Origin of the sequence: Shewanella frigidimarina NCIMB 400 (genome assembly GCF_000014705.1) — a bacterium.
GTDB lineage: Bacteria > Pseudomonadota > Gammaproteobacteria > Enterobacterales > Shewanellaceae > Shewanella > Shewanella frigidimarina.
In genome coordinates this window covers 2,853,343-2,870,781 of sequence record NC_008345.1, presented here as the reverse complement: position 1 = coordinate 2,870,781, position 17,439 = coordinate 2,853,343, and the positions used below count along the sequence as shown (strand labels likewise).

The 17,439-nt window shown below is 41.8% G+C and carries 16 protein-coding genes; 9 read left to right on the top strand and 7 right to left on the bottom strand.

What is annotated here, in order from left to right; all coding sequences use genetic code 11:
- Positions 1-19: 19 nt before the first annotated feature.
- Entirely contained in the window at positions 20-292 is a 273-nt protein-coding gene (locus SFRI_RS12355; RefSeq protein WP_011637859.1) for a hypothetical protein, read from the bottom strand.
- A 360-nt stretch (positions 293-652) separates the two neighbouring features.
- On the opposite strand from SFRI_RS12355, the gene yegD reads away from it, so the two are divergent.
- Both yegD and SFRI_RS12345 read left to right on the top strand, forming a co-directional pair.
- Complete coding sequence (gene yegD / locus SFRI_RS12350; protein WP_011637858.1) at positions 653-2,059, top strand: molecular chaperone; 1,407 nt, start codon at positions 653-655, stop codon at positions 2,057-2,059.
- Positions 2,060-2,391: 332 nt separating this feature from the next.
- Positions 2,392-2,859, top strand: coding sequence for a CreA family protein (locus tag SFRI_RS12345; protein WP_011637857.1), 468 nt, complete (start codon positions 2,392-2,394; stop codon positions 2,857-2,859).
- Positions 2,860-3,068: 209 nt separating this feature from the next.
- On the opposite strand, the gene SFRI_RS12340 is transcribed toward SFRI_RS12345, so the two are convergent.
- Positions 3,069-4,445, bottom strand: coding sequence for an L-serine ammonia-lyase (locus tag SFRI_RS12340; RefSeq protein ID WP_011637856.1), 1,377 nt, complete (start codon positions 4,443-4,445; stop codon positions 3,069-3,071).
- 233 nt (positions 4,446-4,678) lie between these two features.
- Between SFRI_RS12340 and nagZ the strand changes: the two genes are divergently transcribed.
- A complete protein-coding gene (gene nagZ / locus SFRI_RS12335) occupies positions 4,679-5,704 on the top strand; it encodes a beta-N-acetylhexosaminidase (RefSeq protein ID WP_011637855.1) in 1,026 nt (341 codons plus the stop codon).
- 136 nt (positions 5,705-5,840) lie between these two features.
- Here the strand turns inward: nagZ and SFRI_RS12330 are convergent, their stop codons facing one another.
- Genes SFRI_RS12330 through SFRI_RS12320 form a run of 3 tightly spaced genes read right to left on the bottom strand, consistent with a single transcriptional unit; the run spans position 5,841 to position 11,013 of the window.
- Entirely contained in the window at positions 5,841-6,833 is a 993-nt protein-coding gene (locus tag SFRI_RS12330) for a peptidoglycan binding protein CsiV (RefSeq protein ID WP_011637854.1), read from the bottom strand.
- Positions 6,823-10,359 carry a transcription-repair coupling factor gene (gene mfd, locus SFRI_RS12325; protein WP_011637853.1) on the bottom strand — a complete coding sequence of 1,179 codons (3,537 nt, stop codon included), beginning with the start codon at positions 10,357-10,359 and terminating at the stop codon, positions 6,823-6,825. Before mfd ends, SFRI_RS12330 begins: the two co-directional genes overlap by 11 nt.
- 54 nt (positions 10,360-10,413) lie before the next feature.
- Entirely contained in the window at positions 10,414-11,013 is a 600-nt protein-coding gene (locus SFRI_RS12320; protein ID WP_011637852.1) for a hypothetical protein, read from the bottom strand.
- Positions 11,014-11,170: 157 nt separating this feature from the next.
- Between SFRI_RS12320 and SFRI_RS12315 the strand changes: the two genes are divergently transcribed.
- Genes SFRI_RS12315 through SFRI_RS21280 form a run of 5 tightly spaced genes read left to right on the top strand, consistent with a single transcriptional unit; the run spans position 11,171 to position 15,235 of the window.
- Positions 11,171-12,415: a lipoprotein-releasing ABC transporter permease subunit gene (locus SFRI_RS12315; protein WP_011637851.1), complete on the top strand. Its 1,245-nt coding sequence runs from the start codon at positions 11,171-11,173 to the stop codon at positions 12,413-12,415.
- Positions 12,415-13,134: a lipoprotein-releasing ABC transporter ATP-binding protein LolD gene (gene lolD, locus SFRI_RS12310; protein ID WP_011637850.1), complete on the top strand. Its 720-nt coding sequence runs from the start codon at positions 12,415-12,417 to the stop codon at positions 13,132-13,134. The genes SFRI_RS12315 and lolD overlap by 1 nt, the downstream gene beginning before the upstream one ends.
- Entirely contained in the window at positions 13,131-14,372 is a 1,242-nt protein-coding gene (lolE, locus tag SFRI_RS12305; protein WP_011637849.1) for a lipoprotein-releasing ABC transporter permease subunit LolE, read from the top strand. The genes lolD and lolE overlap by 4 nt, the downstream gene beginning before the upstream one ends.
- A gap of 9 nt (positions 14,373-14,381) precedes the next feature.
- Entirely contained in the window at positions 14,382-14,978 is a 597-nt protein-coding gene (locus SFRI_RS12300) for a GNAT family N-acetyltransferase (RefSeq protein ID WP_011637848.1), read from the top strand.
- Between the two features lie 14 nt (positions 14,979-14,992).
- On the top strand, positions 14,993-15,235 hold the full coding sequence (locus SFRI_RS21280) for a DUF3624 domain-containing protein (protein WP_081430139.1): 243 nt from the start codon (positions 14,993-14,995) through the stop codon (positions 15,233-15,235).
- 200 nt (positions 15,236-15,435) lie between these two features.
- Here the strand turns inward: SFRI_RS21280 and SFRI_RS12295 are convergent, their stop codons facing one another.
- A complete protein-coding gene (locus SFRI_RS12295) occupies positions 15,436-16,230 on the bottom strand; it encodes a siderophore-interacting protein (RefSeq protein WP_011637846.1) in 795 nt (264 codons plus the stop codon).
- Between the two features lie 197 nt (positions 16,231-16,427).
- Here SFRI_RS12295 and SFRI_RS12290 point away from each other — a divergent pair, with 197 nt between their 5' ends.
- Entirely contained in the window at positions 16,428-16,859 is a 432-nt protein-coding gene (locus tag SFRI_RS12290; protein ID WP_011637845.1) for a MarR family winged helix-turn-helix transcriptional regulator, read from the top strand.
- 60 nt (positions 16,860-16,919) lie between these two features.
- On the opposite strand, the gene SFRI_RS12285 is transcribed toward SFRI_RS12290, so the two are convergent.
- Positions 16,920-17,429, bottom strand: coding sequence for a DUF2062 domain-containing protein (locus SFRI_RS12285; RefSeq protein WP_011637844.1), 510 nt, complete (start codon positions 17,427-17,429; stop codon positions 16,920-16,922).
- Positions 17,430-17,439 lie beyond the last annotated feature (10 nt).

Sequence of the window (17,439 nt, the reverse complement as noted above, 5' to 3'; positions counted from 1 at the left end):
AGCTTTTTTATTTCCAGCCTTAAACCGCTTTCATCGCAGCTTGTTGGTCAATAATCACATAGCCTTGTGCTTGGTAATCATTAATGCATTGCTGAAACTTATTTTCAAGTTTAACTTTATCAAAAAAGCCTAAAGCATAAGAGTCGCATTTCACTTTCATTTTTTGATCATTAATCAATAGAGTTTCTTTTTTCAATTCAGCGAAACCTAATGAGTATGCGATTTCAACAAATTTGAGGTTGATAAAGTAACCTAGTACGACAGCAACAATAATGATGATGATTTTTTTCACAATAAAGTCCTTAATATTATTCTATATATCCATGAGTAATTCATCTAGTTATAGCAACTGGCATGCCAAAATAAAAAATATTTGTAATCAATGAGTTATTTATATTTTATTCTGTAACTTAGCCATTTTACTTATTAAGTAATGATCTTGACCAGCCTAAATTGACAATGTAGATAACCTCTCTTGTGCAGATTCATGCCGCCATATACTCAATGTAAAGTATTTAAACATTCACTCAAAGTAAAAAAAAGTTAAGTATTGATACTTACCTTTAGATAAAACAGTGATAAATGGTTTAGCAAGTGGCGTAAGTGTGTTATTTTGAGCGCTTTTTTCGATTAGATGACAGAAGGTAAGTCAATGTTTGTTGGATTTGATTACGGCAGTGCCAACTGTGCGATTGGGGTAATGATTGATGATGCGGTATCGTTATTACCATTATCAACTCATTCGGATTTTATGCCTTCAACGTTATACGCAATGGATCGCGAGCTTATTGCCGAGGCGGTATACCAAGGATTACCAGAACACTTAAAAGCAGAGTACTCTCATTTGCGCAGTTCTCAGTTAATGCGTGCAAAACTAATGCGTCATGAGCTTGATCTGTCGCCCAATGAACAAGCTGTGTTTGTTGGCCAAGCTGCGATAGATGCTTATTTAGACATGCCTGAAGAAGGTTTTTATGTCCGCTCTCCAAAGTCTTTTTTAGGTGCCAACGGATTACGTGTTGAACAAATAGCCTTATTTGAAGACATTGTCACCTTGATGATGCAACATGTGAAAACGTTAGCTGACAAAGCGTTAAACGCGAAATCGCTTAGCTCGGCCAGTCATGCGGTGATAGGCCGACCAGTTAATTTCCAAGGCATAGGTGGCGAAGACAGTAATCAACAAGCTGAAACCATTTTACGCCTTGCGGCAACTCGCTCAGGCTTTACCGATGTTAGGTTTTTATTTGAACCCTTAGCCGCAGGTATGGATTTTGAGTCAAACCTAAGCGATGACAATACCGTGTTAGTAGTCGATGTTGGCGGTGGTACGACAGATTGTTCAGTGGTGAAAATGGGGCCGTCTTACATTAAACAACAAGACCGCAGCCCAGACTGTTTTGGGCATTCAGGTCAACGGATTGGTGGTAACGATTTAGATATTGCGTTAGCGATGACTGGGTTGATGCCAAGTTTTGGTGCCGATACGTTAATGATTAACGGTAAACCTATGCCAAGAACGCCTTTTTGGAACGCGGTGGCCGTCAATGATATTAGTGCCCAACGTGACTTTGTTAGTTTACCCTCTCGTAAGTTAGTTGAGCAGCTAATCAAAGAAGCGCAGCAGCCTGAACTATTAGTTCGTTTACAAAAAGTACAAAAGAACCAAATGAGTTATCAAGTGGTGCGCGAAGCTGAAGCGGCGAAAATTAGTTTGTCCGACAATGACACCATTCAATGTTCGTTAGATTTTATTGAAAAGGGGCTGTTAGTCCCGTTAACCGCAGCACAGTTTGAGCAAGCCATTAACGATCCTTTAGCGAAAGTTGAAGCGTTAATGAAACAAGCAATGCAAACGGCTACAGCTAAAGCAGAGCAACAAGATTGTGATATGCCAACCACTCCTGATATTGTGTATGTAACAGGCGGTACTGCTAGAAGCCCGGCAATATACAATAAAATCGCTAGCGTGTACCCCAATGCCAAAGTGGTGGTGGGTGACCATTTTGGTTCGGTAACTGCAGGCTTAACCCGTTGTGCTCAAAGTGCCTTTAACTAAAAAAATTACACTTAGCTCGTAAAGGGTGGTGATTATGTTAAAAGCTGATCTTTATACTAATGGTTGATCATTAAAATAATCATAGAATAATAACAAGCTTGCTTTGCCAGCCACAATTATGGTCAATTAATTTGATTATCGTGCTAACCATAATAAAGGAAATGTTAGCTATTTTGGTTAGCTGTGGCGTTCTGTGGTCGTGAAAACGTCAATGTGGACTTATTGTTTATTCCAGGCTTATCTTTAATAGTTTGCTTGTAATGACATAACCTATGATTTCTATCTCAGTCTATTGTGATTATATAATCTCATAATATTACAAGGTGTTACCGATGAAAAAAATACTAATAGCGCTATGTTTAACGACACTTGTTACAGCTTGTTCTGACAACGAAGTCGGTGATGTTTCACTCGGAATGTTTACTACACAAGACATAAAGCTGAATATTTTAAAAGATGAAATTGTATCTGGTGTCACTTGTCACATCGCCTCAATAGAAGAAAACCTCAGTTTTTCTGACCCAAGTGATAGTTCTATCTCTTGCAGACAAACGGGTGAGATCACTACTGATATGATTGCTAAAATAGATAAGAGTAAATCAGGTGAGGTTGTGTTTAAAAAATCAAAAAGTATTTTTTTCAAAACCATGAAAATTAGAAGAATATTTGATGCTGAAAATCAAACTCTAATGTATGTTTCTTACTCTACCAAAGAAACATCGGGCAGCTTCAAACACAGCCTTTCGACAGTTCCACTTTGGGGAACCAAGGCTTATATTAAGCCTGCACAGGCCCACTAAGAGCAAAGGTCTCTCTTTGGTTTCGCGCGTGCTCGTATGCATTTTATACCGTCCCTTTATATGGTTGGAGCAAGGGAAAACAAGTCATTCAATTAATTGATTTCACGATGAATCATTAACAGGTTATCTACCCGTTAAAAGCATACAAAAATGCCTGTTAGGTTCACTAACAGGCATTTAGAATTGAGCAGATTAAATGAATACGTTAATTAACATTCGACGATATTCACCGCAAGACCACCTTTTGCGGTTTCTTTGTATTTACTGCGCATGTCTCTACCGGTTTCCATCATCGTTTTAATGACTTTATCCAAAGACACTTTGTGATTACCATCACCGCGAAGTGCCATGCGTGAAGCATTAATCGCTTTTACTGCACCCATAGCATTACGTTCAATACAAGGCACTTGTACTAGGCCGCCAACTGGATCGCAGGTTAAACCTAAGTTATGTTCCATGCCAATTTCAGCGGCATTCTCAACCTGTTCTACGGTTCCGCCCATAATTTCAGTTAACGCACCGGCTGCCATTGAACAGGCTACGCCCACTTCGCCTTGGCAACCCACTTCAGCGCCAGAAATCGAGGCATTTTTCTTGTACAAAATACCAATGGCAGCAGCGGTTAACAGATAGCGGCTGCACACATCGATATCGACTTCTTGCACAAACATATCGTAGTAACACAATACTGCCGGGATAATCCCTGCGGCGCCGTTTGTTGGGGCAGTTACAACGCGATCGCCTGCTGCATTTTGTTCATTAACCGATAAAGCAAATAAATCAACCCAGTCCATAGCGGTCAATGGGTCTGTGTTATTTCTCCCTTCCGCTTTTAAGCGGCGGTAGAGCGCTGGGGCACGTCGGCGTAATTTTAAACCGCCTGGCAATATGCCTTCCTTTTGATAACCGCGTTCAACGCAGTTTTTCATGGTTTGCCAAATTTTCCACAAACCTTGTTTGATCTCATCTTCACTGGCAATGCTAAGCTCATTAGCCATCATTAATGATGAAATGCTTAAGCCGTTGTCGCAGCACAATTGCAGTAATTGCAGTGCACTGTTGAAGTCATAAGGTGCTTGTTCAATTGGCGTTGCTGGAGAAGCATTACGTTGAGTTATTTCATCTTCATCAAGAATAAACCCACCACCAACCGAATAATAGGTACGCTGGTATATGCATTCGCCTTTAGATAATGCGTATAAGGTCATGGCATTAGCATGTGCCGGCAAGGTTTTGCGTCTATGGTAAGTTACCCCAGTCTCGCGAGTAAATTTAACCTGACGTCCGTCTGCTAAGGTGAGTTTTTGAGTCGTAGACACTGCGTCTAAAATGGCATCAATCCCATCGGTATCTACGGTTTCTGGGTCTTCACCCATTAGCCCTAAAATGACCGCTTTACCGGTACCATGGCCTTTGCCTGTTTGACCTAAAGATCCAAATAATTCTGTTTGTAACTCGTCGGTATCCGCTAATAAATTATTATCAGCGACATGCTGTATAAAAGTTTTACCTGCCTTCATAGGACCCACTGTATGTGAGCTAGATGGACCGATACCAATTTTGAACATGTCAAATACACTAATCATGTTGTTTAACCCTTGCTGAGTCGTTTATTGTTTTCATTATAAGTGAGTATAATCGTCAAAAGTAATGTTGGCGGTTTATCTCCTATTCTTGGTAGAGTATCCCACACATTAATCAATGACTGTTCATTAGATTTTTTGATGCATTATTCTCACATTAGCCAGCCTTATACTTGATGCATAATGTGACTTGATTAACCTGACGTGATAGTCAGCTTTATAGATAAGGGAAAGATTTGAGCTATTTAATGATGGATCTTGCAGGTTTAACTGTATCTGCAACAGAAACTGCGCAATTACAGCATCCGCAGGTAGGTGGCATTATATTGTTTAGCCGCAACTGTGAAAATAAAAATCAATTAATTGAATTGGTTAAAAGTGTTCGCAGTATTCGCCCTGAATTATTAATTGCGGTCGATCATGAAGGTGGCCGAGTTCAACGTTTTCGTGAAGGTTTTAGTTTAATACCTGCCATGGGTGATATTTTACCTGCTGCTAAAGGCGATTTAACATTAGCTAAACAATGGGCGAAAGAGTGCGGGTTTTTAATGGCTGTTGAGCTGTTAGCGTGTGATATCGATTTAAGTTTTGCACCTGTCTTAGACGTAAATGGTATAAGTGAAGTGATTGGTAAGCGCAGTTTTAGTGCGGTTCCTGATGAAGTCAGTGCATTAGCACAGCAGTTCATCATTGGCATGAATGAGGCCGGTATGGCTGCGGTAGGAAAACATTTTCCTGGCCATGGCAGTGTTGCTGCCGATTCACATATTGCCATGCCAGTTGATCCAAGGACTAAAGAGCAAGTGGAAGCTTTTGATATGCAGCCATTTAAGCACTTGATAGGTTCTCAGCAGCTACAAGGTGTGATGCCAGCGCATGTGGTTTATTCAAATATTGACCCTAATCCCGCAGGCTTTTCATCTTACTGGCTACAAACTATTTTACGTCAACAATTAGGTTTTGATGGGGTGATTTTTTCTGACGATTTAGGCATGAAGGGTGCCAGCTTTGCAGGTAACTACCTTGGCCGTGCTAAGGCGGCGTTAGATGCTGGCTGTGATATGATTTTGGTCTGTAATGATTCTGTTGGCGTTAATGCTTTATTAACAGAGTTTGATTGGCCGGCTGCCGAGCCTACACATACCGCATTATCGCTAAAAGGTAATACTGCACAAGCCTCGCAGGCTCTTGAACAGCAAACACGTTGGCAAGCTGCTCAGCTATTGGCGATGGATATCACTCGCATTGCTCAATCGTTGTAAATTGTTTAAATAACCACAGCTCGAGTTAAGGGATGTATTAATTTTCCGTGCGAAGGTTATGTAGTAAATGAGCTAGGCCATTAAGCAAAAAACCGGATCAATTGATCCGGTTTTTTAGTATTAAGCTATCGAGCTATTAACCAGTATAAGGTGCTGGTTGGCTAGTGGTAGCACGCTCGGTTAAATCAATTGGTTTAACATTAGTAGGTTGGGCCATTTTACGAATTTGCATTACGATACCCAGCTGCGGGTGATCAAAGTAGTGGATCTCACCACTGCGCACACGGCGATTCTGAATAAGTGGGATGCTTTCTAAATAAGGTGCTAGTTGCTTTTTACCTTCAATGTCTAGAGCGGCATATTCATTAAACTCTAAAGGGCTGGATTCAAGCATTTTTTGAGTTGGTTTACGCAAAGCCAGATTATTTTCAATATACAGGTAATGGCTGAGATAAATGTTTATCGAGCCATCTAACTCCCATACAGGGCCTATTTTTGGCGCTTCATAAAAGTTACCTAAAGCACCAAATTCTGTGCTTGGCATGGCTTCTGTTTGAGTTGGCTTTTTGACAGCTAAACCATGATATTCAAAACTTTTTGAAAAATCCTTTCCGCCAAATATTCGCACAGGCTTAGCGCGTCTGCGCGACTGCATATTTTGTTGCCAGGTTAAATGCACTAAGCTTTTAACATAAGGTTCGCGGCTAATGGTTCTCATTAAGTCATTAAACTTACCCTGGCTTTGAGCCAGCAGTAATGGACCTTGACCTAAATAAGCGGTTTGCGGCTTGTTGGCTCCGATATTAAACGGAACCTCGCTTGGATGAGCCGCGATACTGTTACTGATTTTTGGGTCATTACAGTTACTTGAGCCATTGGTCCAGTCGGTTGAAGTACAACCATTTAAGCCAACGGCTACTCCGGTTATGTCGGTACTGATCACTGGAGTAATGATATCCACCGTATCTTTACTGAGTTTGGGCGGTGTAGCATTTAGCCATTTTTCAACTGACGGTTGTTGGCGTTCAAATACAAACACTTCAACTTCAAACCATGATTCTGCATGGGCTGAAAAGCTGTGGGATAGCGCTGTGATAGCGGCGATAGAAATCGCAAGTTTACGAAGCACTATTTGTCTCCAAAATTTGATGTTTAGCGAACTGTCCAAGCAGGGTGTTGATTAACTCAAGACGCTCTTTGCTTGTCTCAGCAGGAATGTTGAACTTTAACTTATTTGGCCCGTCCATTCGATAGATTTGTGGTTGGTTTTGCAACAAACCAATAATAAACATCGGATCGACGTGATTTTCTTGACCAAATTCGACACTGCCACCCTTGGCATGCATTTCAATTTTATGAATACCTAACGCGGTTGCTTGATGTTTATACAGAGTAATCGCCATCAAATTACGGGTTGGCACAGGTAACATACCAAATCGGTCAATAAATTCGACTTTAAGTTCATCGAGCATGGTGTCGGTTTCGCAGTTAGCGATTCGTTTATACAATGATAAGCGCATATTAACATCACTGACGTAATCTTCTGGTAATAATGCCGGAATGCGTAAATCAATTTCTGCTTTGGCACTCATCATATAGGCTAAAGAAGGCTCTTTTCCTTCTTTGAGGGCTTTTACGGCAGATTCCAGCATTTCCATGTATAAGCTAAAACCAATTTTTGAGATATGGCCACTTTGTTCGTCGCCAAGCAATTCACCCGCACCGCGAATTTCTAAATCTTGGGTGGCGAGTAAAAAACCTGCGCCAAGATCTTCTAGGGCTTCAATGGCTGCAAGACGTTTGCGGGCATCTGGGGTCATACGTTTAGGATGTGGCGTCATCATATAAGCATAGGCTTGATGATGCGATCGGCCAACACGGCCGCGAAGCTGGTGCAATTGTGCTAAACCAAACATATCGGCTCGGTCGATAATGATGGTATTGGCACTAGGCACATCGATACCGGTTTCGATAATGGTAGTACATACCAACACGTTAAAACGTTGGTGATAAAAGTCTGACATGACTTTTTCAAGATCGCGTTCACGCATTTGCCCATGGGCGGTTATGACGCGGGCTTCTGGCAGTAAATCGCGAATGTTTTGCGCCGTTTTTTCAATGGTCTCAACATTATTATGCAGATAATACACTTGGCCACCACGCAAAATTTCACGCAAGATGGCTTCTCGTGCCGTGGCTTTGTCATATTCACGCACAAAGGTTTTTACTGCCAAACGTTTAGCTGGAGGGGTAGCGATAATCGATAAATCTCGCATACCTGACATAGCCATGTTCAATGTCCGCGGAATCGGTGTGGCGGTGAGGGTTAAAATGTCGACATTGGCACGTAATGCTTTAATTTTTTCTTTTTGACGCACACCAAAGCGGTGTTCTTCGTCGATGACTAATAACCCGAGGTTATCGAAGTTAGCTTCTGAAGACAGTAACTTATGGGTACCGATAACGATATCGACTTTACCTTCAGACAGTTGTTCGACAACACTGCTTTGCTCTTTAGCGGTTCTAAAGCGTGACATCACTTCAATAACGATAGGCCAATCAGCAAAACGGTCTTTAAAGTTTTCGTAGTGTTGCTGGGCAAGTAGGGTAGTCGGTACTAACACCACCACTTGTTTACCGGCATTCACAGCAACAAATGCTGCTCGCATAGCCACTTCTGTTTTGCCAAAACCCACGTCACCACAGACTAAACGATCCATTGCGCGTGGTGCTTGCATGTCTTCAAGTACTGCGTGAATGGCACTTTCTTGGTCGACGGTTTCTTCAAAGGGGAAACCTTGACTGAATTGGGCGTATTCTTCTTCATCAATACTCATCGCATCGCCAGGGCGAGCTTGACGACGGGCATAGACATCCAACAATTCAGCGGCCACATCACGAATACGTTCGATGGCTTTTTTCTTGGCCTTAGCCCAGGTTTCGTTACCTAACTTATTGAGGTGAGTATTACCATCGCCGCTGGCATTGTAGCGACTGATAAGATGCAGTGACGACACTGGCACATACAACTTGTCACCACCTGAATATTCCAGTTTTAAGTATTCTGCAACCAAACCGCCAGTATCGAGCGTTTCTAATCCTTGGTATAACGCAACACCGTGCTCTAAGTGGACAATAGGTTGACCGACTTTAAGTTCAGCTAGGTTTTTAACTAAAACATCGGTGCTAACTTGCTTTTGCTTTTCGCGGCGACGTTGCTGCGAAATACGCTGACCAAACAGTTCGGTTTCACAAATGATGCTCACGGCACCTTTTGCGGTGTCGGTTAGCACACAACCTCGCGCCAAAGGTGACACGATTAAACCGATATTGTCTTTGGCTGCTAGATAGTCGTTAAGATGAGCAAACTGCTTGGGTTTAATGTCAATTTTGGCAAATAAGTCTAACAGGGCTTCACGGCGGCCTTCCGATTCGGCACTAAACACTAATTTTGGATGCTGCTGACAATACTCTTGTAACGCAATGAGTGGTTGTTTGAGTTTATGGTTAGCATTGATGTCTGGCAGTGTTTCAACGTTAGCGATGAGGGTATGCGTTGGAAGTTCAACTTCAGCTAGCGGCTCGCCGGCATTATTGGTGTCGGTGGCAATATATTGCTGTAATAATTGGGTACGAGTAAAAGATTTAAATGCCGCGAATAATTCATCATTAAGCAAGTAAAGTTCTTTTGGCGCCAATAACGGCCTTAGTGGATCAACTCGTCGGTCTTCGTAGCGAACGTTTACTTCATGTAAGTGCGCTAAGCTGGCTTTTTCAATATTGCCTAAGGTGATGAGTTGACTGTTTTGCGGTAAATAATCAAACAATGTTGCCGTATCATCGAAAAATAACGGTAAGTAGTTTTCGATGCCTGCGGGCATTAAATTACGGCTAACGAGTTGATAAACTGACTCGGCTTCTTTTGAAATTACTTCAAAGCGACGACGATAACGTTGTCTAAAACCTTCAATAGCATGGTTGTCGGTTGGGAATTCTTTGGCTGGCAACATGCGAATCGCATCGCGAGCCATGCCTGAACGCTGGGTATCAACATCAAAAAAGCGTATCGATTCGACTTCATCGTCAAACAACTCTATGCGTAATGGTTGTTTTGAGCCAGTAGGGAAAATATCGATAATAGAGCCACGAATAGCAAACTCACCATGTTCATATACTTGATCGACGATATGGTAACCGGTATCAGTAAGGTGTTGCCTGGCTTGCTGTAAACTGTATGTGTCGCCTTTATTAAGCACCATAACATTGGCGGTCATAAACGACTTCGGTGGTAGGCGAACCATTAAGGTATTTACTGGTACTATGACCACATTGTGCTGGCTTTGACCAATATTAGCTAAGGTTTCAAGTCGCTGTGATATCAAGTCTTGGTGTGGCGAAAAGCTATCGTAAGGCAAGGTTTCACGATCGGGGAACAAACACACATTCACATTGATGTGGTTTAATAAATAACTCAGTTCGACCTCAAGCGATAACGCACTAGGCGTATCGTGAGTGACAATAATACTGGTGCCAGCATGGTTATTGATTAAATTGGCGAGGGTGATGGCTTGCGACACGCCACCCAATGTTGCCAAAGTTTGCGTTTGTTGGCCTTTTTTTACACTCGGCGGCGTGAGTACACTAAATAGGTTCATTGAAATCTTTGTCAGTTCCGTTTGCGATCAAGTCGTATTGAATGAGGCGAGGCTTCAGCTACGCTGTTTATCGATATTCTGTTTACGTTTTTTGAGCATTTTTTGTTGTACATTCAAGCTTGCTTTGACTAATTGCTCAATATCATCTTCAAGTATTTGGCTAAATTCAAGCTCACAGCGCCAATATGCGGTTTCGGTGGCGTCATCTGTTGATACTGGGGTGCAGCTTTGTATTTGGCACAGACACAACAATGCCACTAATTCTGTATGCAAATAGATGTGGGTCTTAACGTGTTCATTTACAACCAATGGACGTGAAGAAATGATACTAATTCCACTGCCACCAAATTGATCACCTTTAAATAACTCACCATCTTGAACTTCTTTTTCTAATACGTGTTGCAATACTAAATCGACTTTACGCGATTGTAGCTTTAAAAAGTCGACTACGGCTTTAGCATCATTGTCTAAATTGCGCAGTTGCAGTAAACAATTTGCTTCAAGACTTTTCACTTCGGTCAGTAGTTTTAACCCAACAGATTGCATGTCGCGGAGTTCATCATCTGTGGGTAAAGCTTGGTTTGCATCCCACGAAGTTAAGTACACATTAAAGTGGTGAGGCACACTAAAATAAGAATTGCTGTCAGGTATCAAGGTTTGCCTCTTTATTTATCACACTAATAGCCCTATTATCGTGCCCAACTTAATGATTTAGCAAGTCATACACGCTGGCTTGTTGTTTTCATATTCACATTTTGCCTGATTGTCTGACTTATACGCCCCAATAGGCGCACAGGATTAGTATTTTTTTATGAATTTAGGATTTTCATTTTTTATCGGCTACCGTTACTGGCGAGCCCGAAAAGCGAATGCTTTTGCCTCTTTTATTACCTTCTTTGCGGTATCGGGTATTTTCTTAGGTGTTGCAGCATTAATTGTGGTCAGTTCTGTGATGAATGGACTCGAAGGCCAGCTAAAAAATCGCATTTTAGGGGCGGTGCCGCAGATGACCCTTATCAGTGATATGGGATTTAGGGATTGGCAACAAAGTAGCCAAAGCCTGTTGGCGGATAAATATTTATTACAAAATATTCGTGGCATTGTGCCTAGTGCGACTACGCAAGCTATGATCCAATCGAGCAGTAACATTCAAGCGATACAAATGTATGGGGTTTACCCAGAGCTTGAGCAATCATTGTCGAGCATTGCGGCTCATACTTATTCAGATGCTTTTTCAACGTTACAAGCTGGCAAGTATTCAATTGTGCTCGGCACCGATCTAGCCCGCAAATTAGACGTTAAAGCGGGCGATAAGGTTAGAGTGTTAAGCGGTGATGGGGTGGTGTATTCACCAATGGGCCCGGTGCCGAGTCAGCGTAAATTTACTGTTGCAGGTGTATTTGAAATGGGCTCGCAAGTCGATTCAAGTGTTGCCTATGTACATTATAAAGATGCGCGTAAATTGATGCGCCAAGACAGTAATACCATTAATGAATTACGGGTCTATTTGAACGATCCATTTTCCGCGCCAGCGTTAGCACCCAAACTGGTTGCTGGATTTGCGAAGCAAAATATCGACATCAAAACTCGTGATTGGCGCCAAGATTTTGGTCATTTATTTGCCGCCGTAAAAATGGAAAAAAATATGATGTCACTCATGCTCAGTTTAATTGTCGCCGTAGCGGCATTTAATATTGTGTCAGCATTGGTGATGATGGTGGTGGATAAAACAACCGATGTTGCGGTGCTAAAAACCCAAGGGTTAACGACTACTTCAGTGATGAATATTTTTATTGTGCAAGGCTCGCTTAATGCGATGTTAGGGTTAATGCTTGGCGCGATTGCGGGCATTGTGTTAACGCTTAACTTGAATGAAATATTAACCACTGTTGGTATTTCTATTTTAGGTGTCGGTCAGACGCTACCTGTGGAATTATCATTAGCGCAATTGAGTTTCATCATCTTAGGCACATTATTGATTACTTTAATTGCCACTCTTTATCCTGCGTTGTCCGCCGCAAGGGTTCAACCTGCTACCGCTTTGAGATACGAATAATGAGCCAGACACAACAAGCGTTATTACAAGTTCAACACGTCAGTAAGCATTATCATGACGGTGAAGTGACCACTCAGGTATTATCGGGTGTTGATTTAACCGTGTATAAGGGTGAGCAGCTAGCCATTGTAGGCAGTTCTGGATCGGGTAAAAGTACGCTTTTACATATCATGGGTACCTTAGACACGCCAACGTCTGGAACCGTGTTATTAGACGGCGAAGATTTATATCAATTGTCTAGTGCGCGTCAGGCACAAATACGTAATCAGGATTTGGGCTTTATCTATCAATTTCATCATTTATTGCCAGAGTTTACCGCGATTGAAAACGTGGCGATGCCAGCATTTATTCAAGGCAGAGATAAAACGCAAGCCTTGGTAGACGCAAAAAATTTACTTGAACGTGTGGGGTTAGGTCATCGTTTGCAGCATATTCCGGCGCAATTGTCGGGTGGTGAGCGTCAACGTGTGGCGATTGCCAGAGCACTTATCAACAAACCAAAGTTAGTATTAGCCGATGAACCTACAGGTAATTTGGATGCCAGCAGTGGTGATAATGTTTATGCGATGATCCGCGAGTTAGCGCAGCAATTTGGTACGGCGTTCGTGGTGGTTACTCATGATCATAAATTAGCAGCCAAGATGGATCGTCAATTGACAATGAAAGACGGCATTTTGCAAGTTGTTGCTGCAACATCTCCAACAGGGCTAGCCGAATGAGTAAGTGGTTACCGTTAACAATTGGCTGGCGTTTTTTCCGTGCCAGACAGTCTAATGGCTTTATCGGTTTTATCTCATTTGCATCAACTGCGGGTATTGCCTTAGGTGTGGGTGTGCTAATTGTGGTGTTATCTGCCATGAATGGTTTTGAAAAAGAATTACAAGACCGGTTATTAGGCGTGGTGTCTCACGGCGAACTCGTTGGGGTTAACCAACCCATTGCCGATTGGCAGGATATTGCCAAAAGTGCTTCAAATATGCCGCAGATTACTGGCGTTGCCCCTTTTGTGCGCTTGCAAGGGTTAGTGCAAAAGCCAGGCGGGTTTCAAGGGTTAATCGTCAACGGTATTGATATTAAACATGAATCTGACGTGTCCAGCATTGCTGATTATATGTCTGTCGATGCATGGCAGTCATTAAGCAGTGATGAAAATCATATCGTGCTTGGCCGCAGTTTATTAACTAAGTTGGGCTTGAAGGTGGGTGACACCTTGGCGATGTATACGCCAGATGCTAATAACAGTCAGTTAACGTCGGCCAAAAGCCATCGCTTTGTGGTGTCTGGCGTGTTCGAGTTGGGTGGCGAAATTGAATCGACTCAAGCTTATGTGTCGCTTGATTATTTAGCCGATTTGCTCGAGCTGGGTTCTGCCGTTTCTGGGGTACGAATTCAAGTCAATAATGTGTTTAATGCAGCAAGTATCACTCGTGATTTAGGATTTGCCCAAGAGCAGTATTTATACATTAATGATTGGACTCGCACACAAGGGCATTTATACCAAGATATTCAACTCGTTCGTTTAGTGATGTATTTGGTGTTAGCGCTGGTTATTGCTGTGGCGTGTTTTAATATTGTGTCGACACTTGTTATGGCAGTGCGCGATAAAGCCTCTGAAATTGCGATTCTGATGACAATGGGGCTTCATCGTGGTGCCATTATGGCGATATTTATTCTGCAAGGTGCTTTAAATGGACTGATGGGGTGCACTATTGGTGGCATATTAGGGGTCACTCTAGCATATAATTTAAGTGCTATTGCCAGCAGTCTTGAGCAGATATTAGGTATTCAACTATTAGCATCGGATATTTATTTTATTGATTTCCTTCCTTCTGAATTACATTATCAAGATGTATTAGTTGTATTGTTAATGGGCCTATTCATGAGCCTTATTGCAACCATTTACCCTGCATGGAAAGCGACTAAAATCGCGCCAGCCACTGCATTAGCGGGAAGGTAGACTCTATAAATGAATGAGGTTGATATGGACAGTGATTCAAGTTTATGTTCATTAAAGTGTCCTACGTTAACCTCGGGTAGTTTAATCATCAGGCCATTTAGTCTTAATGATTTAACGGCATTTACCGCCTATAGAGCGGATCCTAATGTTGCTCGATATCAGAGTTGGACCGATTACCACTATCAAGATGCGCTAAGCTTATTCAATTCGACCCATTACCAAGATTTTGCTAAAGCAGGGCAATGGTATCAATTAGCCATTAGTGATCAGCATGAGTTGTTAATGGGCGATCTGGCGCTACATTTTATTGATGACAGCCAAGTTGAAGTCGGTTTTACGATCGCTCCTGCATTCCAAGGGCAGGGAATAGCGGCACAAGCGCTAACTCGTTTATTGCAATATTTGTTTGTAGAATTATCTCGTCATCGAGTTATTGCTCAAACAGATTGCCTCAATCTAGCCAGTGCAGCACTTTTAGAAAAGTTGCAGTTTCGTCGTGAAGGCCATTTTATTAACAATGTGTTTTTTAAAGGCGCATGGGGTGATGAGTATCTGTATGCCATGTTGGCGAGCGAGTTTGATAATCAATATCCTGAGCATAAATGATAAAGAAAGCTGTTATGTCCTGTAACCAATGTTCCGACTCTGTTTTTATACAAAAAGTTGGCCGTTGTAAACGTTGCATGTGGCAATTAACCCTACTGAGCATAATTGCATGGCCACTTTGGTGGTATTGCTATGCGGACACGCCTAAGACAGTTGAATCCATTGCATTACTTTTCTTTGCGGTTAGTTTCAGTGGATTACTTACACTGCATTTAGTGGTGTGGGCTTATCGCAGTCTATCGAGCCTCCGCTTGTAATCTACCGCGTCAAAAAGTCCTTTGACCAGCTAATTGTGTTGCATTCATTGGTAATGGACATGCTATTGACGTAACCAGAAATAAGAAACAGCGCCTTGTTTAGCCACACATATGACAAGCTAAAATGACAAATAGTCGAAACGTGTGATTTTTACGACCCATCACTTAATCAGTTCTTTGCTTAACTAAACAAAAAGACACTACAACGGCTGCATCTGCTTTTGTTTACCAAACGTGTCAGCATCAGTATTTCGCTTCCAGTATCCCGTAGCACTGATTGAACTTAATGGTAATTGTTGTTGCTCAAGTAAGTATTGCTTTATTACTCTCACTTGGGTGGCCTCTAAGCCGACAAAAACTTGTGTCACAGCAGGTAAATCACCAAAGAGTTCAAGTTTATCTAATAACCAATCTATCTGTTGTTCTGCAGTGATACTGTCATTTAGTACTAACCAATGGGTTTTCAATAATGGGTGTTGACTGAGCAGCGCTTGCTCTTGATGGCTATTCACCAACATGATGATATGCCCTTTAGCGGTGGCGGGAAGCCGCTTTATCAATGCATCAACGGCATTGATAGACGTGGAATCTCCAAATAATAAGTAGTCATTGAAATCGAATCGATTCATTTTTAATGGCCCAGGGCCTGCAATTGCGACGGTATCGCCAACGTTAGCTAATTTTGCCCAATCGGTTGCTGGCCCCGTATGCTTATTTATCACAAAATCTAAGCTAAGTTGACCACGCACAGGATCAAACTCCCTGATGGTATATGAGCGCTTAATCGCAGCATTAGGACCGGTTAACGTCATATTTACGGTGGTTTCACCGGGTTGCGGTATTAATACTTTTACATAGGCCCCTTGTTGATCGGCAGGGAAATTAGCCAGTTGCTCGCCACTCAACACCAATCTACGTAAATAAGGGCTTATTTCAATAATGTCACTGATATAAGTTAATCGGGTTGGAGATTTTTTAGCTGATTGGTTATTCATAATAACTTGCCTGTCGTTTGGGTTAGCAAAGCGTTGGGGTTTAATCACTCGTTTGCTGCAACTGATAATTGCATTAACCTTGCTGTTAGTGGATAATGTCAACTATATTGATTGTTGTTGACAAAGTCAACTAGTTATTGGTTGTTGTAATAGAATTTGATGCTGCTGGGGTATTAAAATGATTTTGAGGATGTCTTATGTCTGAAAATATAAAAGAGCCATTGTTTAATTTATTACACAGTGTAAAGCGTTCATTGCGTCATGCTATTGATAGCGCTGAATTTGGGTTAACGCCATTACATTTACGGGTGTTAAAAATAATTGCTAACCAAGATAAACAAGTAACAGCGAATGATATAGTGCAAAAAACATTGATTGATAAGGCGCAACTTGCACGGTTGATTAAAGAATTAATTAACCTTAAGTATGCTGAAAAATCAGATAATCCTAGCGATAAACGCAGTTACTTTTTAGGCTTAAGCCCTGCGGGAATTAAGATTGTTACCAAATTATCTACCGCAGAGTCACGTGTGAATGAGTTAATGAAAAGTGGGTTAACAGACCAAGAAATTGCAGATTTTTCACGTTTAGCAAAGCGGATGGCACAAAATTTAAATCAACATCTCTAACTTATAGAAAAGGCCGCAGTAGCGGCCTTAATACAAGTACATTAATCAATCTATGAGGTGTTACTGGCCTTTACGTTTTTGCCATTTAAACAGAACTGAATAGCGCCACATGCTTTTAATGACAATAAACCCTACCAAAGCACTGATAATGGCTAGTGCTAGGCAACCAACAAGAAAAGGCGGGCCGATAGTTGATACTGAGGCTTCAATCCATGCCCAGCTGGCTTCAAACTGAAATGCTTGTGCTTTATGTCCTAGGATTTTAGTGCCTAACAAGTAGGCTCCATAAAACATAATTGGCATCGTCAGTGGATTTGTTATCCATACCAGCGCCACAGCAACGGGAAGGTTGACGTTAAACATAATGGCAAATCCTGCAGCAACAACCATTTGAAATGGCATGGGGAGCCAAGCCACAAATAGCCCAACAGCAAAGGCTCCTGGAGCTGATTTGCGATTCAATGCCCACAAATTAGGCTTGTGCAATAGTTTGCCAAACATCCGCAAATACTTATGTTCACGGAGTGTTTCTGGTTTTGGCATAAATCTTTGTATTAATTTTTTTGGCATATTTGTCGAT

What these genes read in the sequence shown, in the direction of transcription:
- yegD (WP_011637858.1), top strand. Translation starts at nt 653, where the DNA reads ATGTTTGTTGGATTTGATTACGGCAGTGCCAACTGTGCGATTGGGGTA.
- SFRI_RS12345 (WP_011637857.1), top strand. Translation starts at nt 2,392, where the DNA reads ATGAAAAAAATACTAATAGCGCTATGTTTAACGACACTTGTTACAGCT.
- SFRI_RS12340 (WP_011637856.1), bottom strand. Translation starts at nt 4,445, where the DNA reads ATGATTAGTGTATTTGACATGTTCAAAATTGGTATCGGTCCATCTAGC.
- mfd (WP_011637853.1), bottom strand. Translation starts at nt 10,359, where the DNA reads ATGAACCTATTTAGTGTACTCACGCCGCCGAGTGTAAAAAAAGGCCAA.
- SFRI_RS12315 (WP_011637851.1), top strand. Translation starts at nt 11,171, where the DNA reads ATGAATTTAGGATTTTCATTTTTTATCGGCTACCGTTACTGGCGAGCC.
- lolD (WP_011637850.1), top strand. Translation starts at nt 12,415, where the DNA reads ATGAGCCAGACACAACAAGCGTTATTACAAGTTCAACACGTCAGTAAG.
- lolE (WP_011637849.1), top strand. Translation starts at nt 13,131, where the DNA reads ATGAGTAAGTGGTTACCGTTAACAATTGGCTGGCGTTTTTTCCGTGCC.
- SFRI_RS12300 (WP_011637848.1), top strand. Translation starts at nt 14,382, where the DNA reads ATGAATGAGGTTGATATGGACAGTGATTCAAGTTTATGTTCATTAAAG.
- SFRI_RS21280 (WP_081430139.1), top strand. Translation starts at nt 14,993, where the DNA reads ATGTCCTGTAACCAATGTTCCGACTCTGTTTTTATACAAAAAGTTGGC.
- SFRI_RS12295 (WP_011637846.1), bottom strand. Translation starts at nt 16,230, where the DNA reads ATGAATAACCAATCAGCTAAAAAATCTCCAACCCGATTAACTTATATC.
- SFRI_RS12290 (WP_011637845.1), top strand. Translation starts at nt 16,428, where the DNA reads ATGTCTGAAAATATAAAAGAGCCATTGTTTAATTTATTACACAGTGTA.
- SFRI_RS12285 (WP_011637844.1), bottom strand. Translation starts at nt 17,429, where the DNA reads ATGCCAAAAAAATTAATACAAAGATTTATGCCAAAACCAGAAACACTC.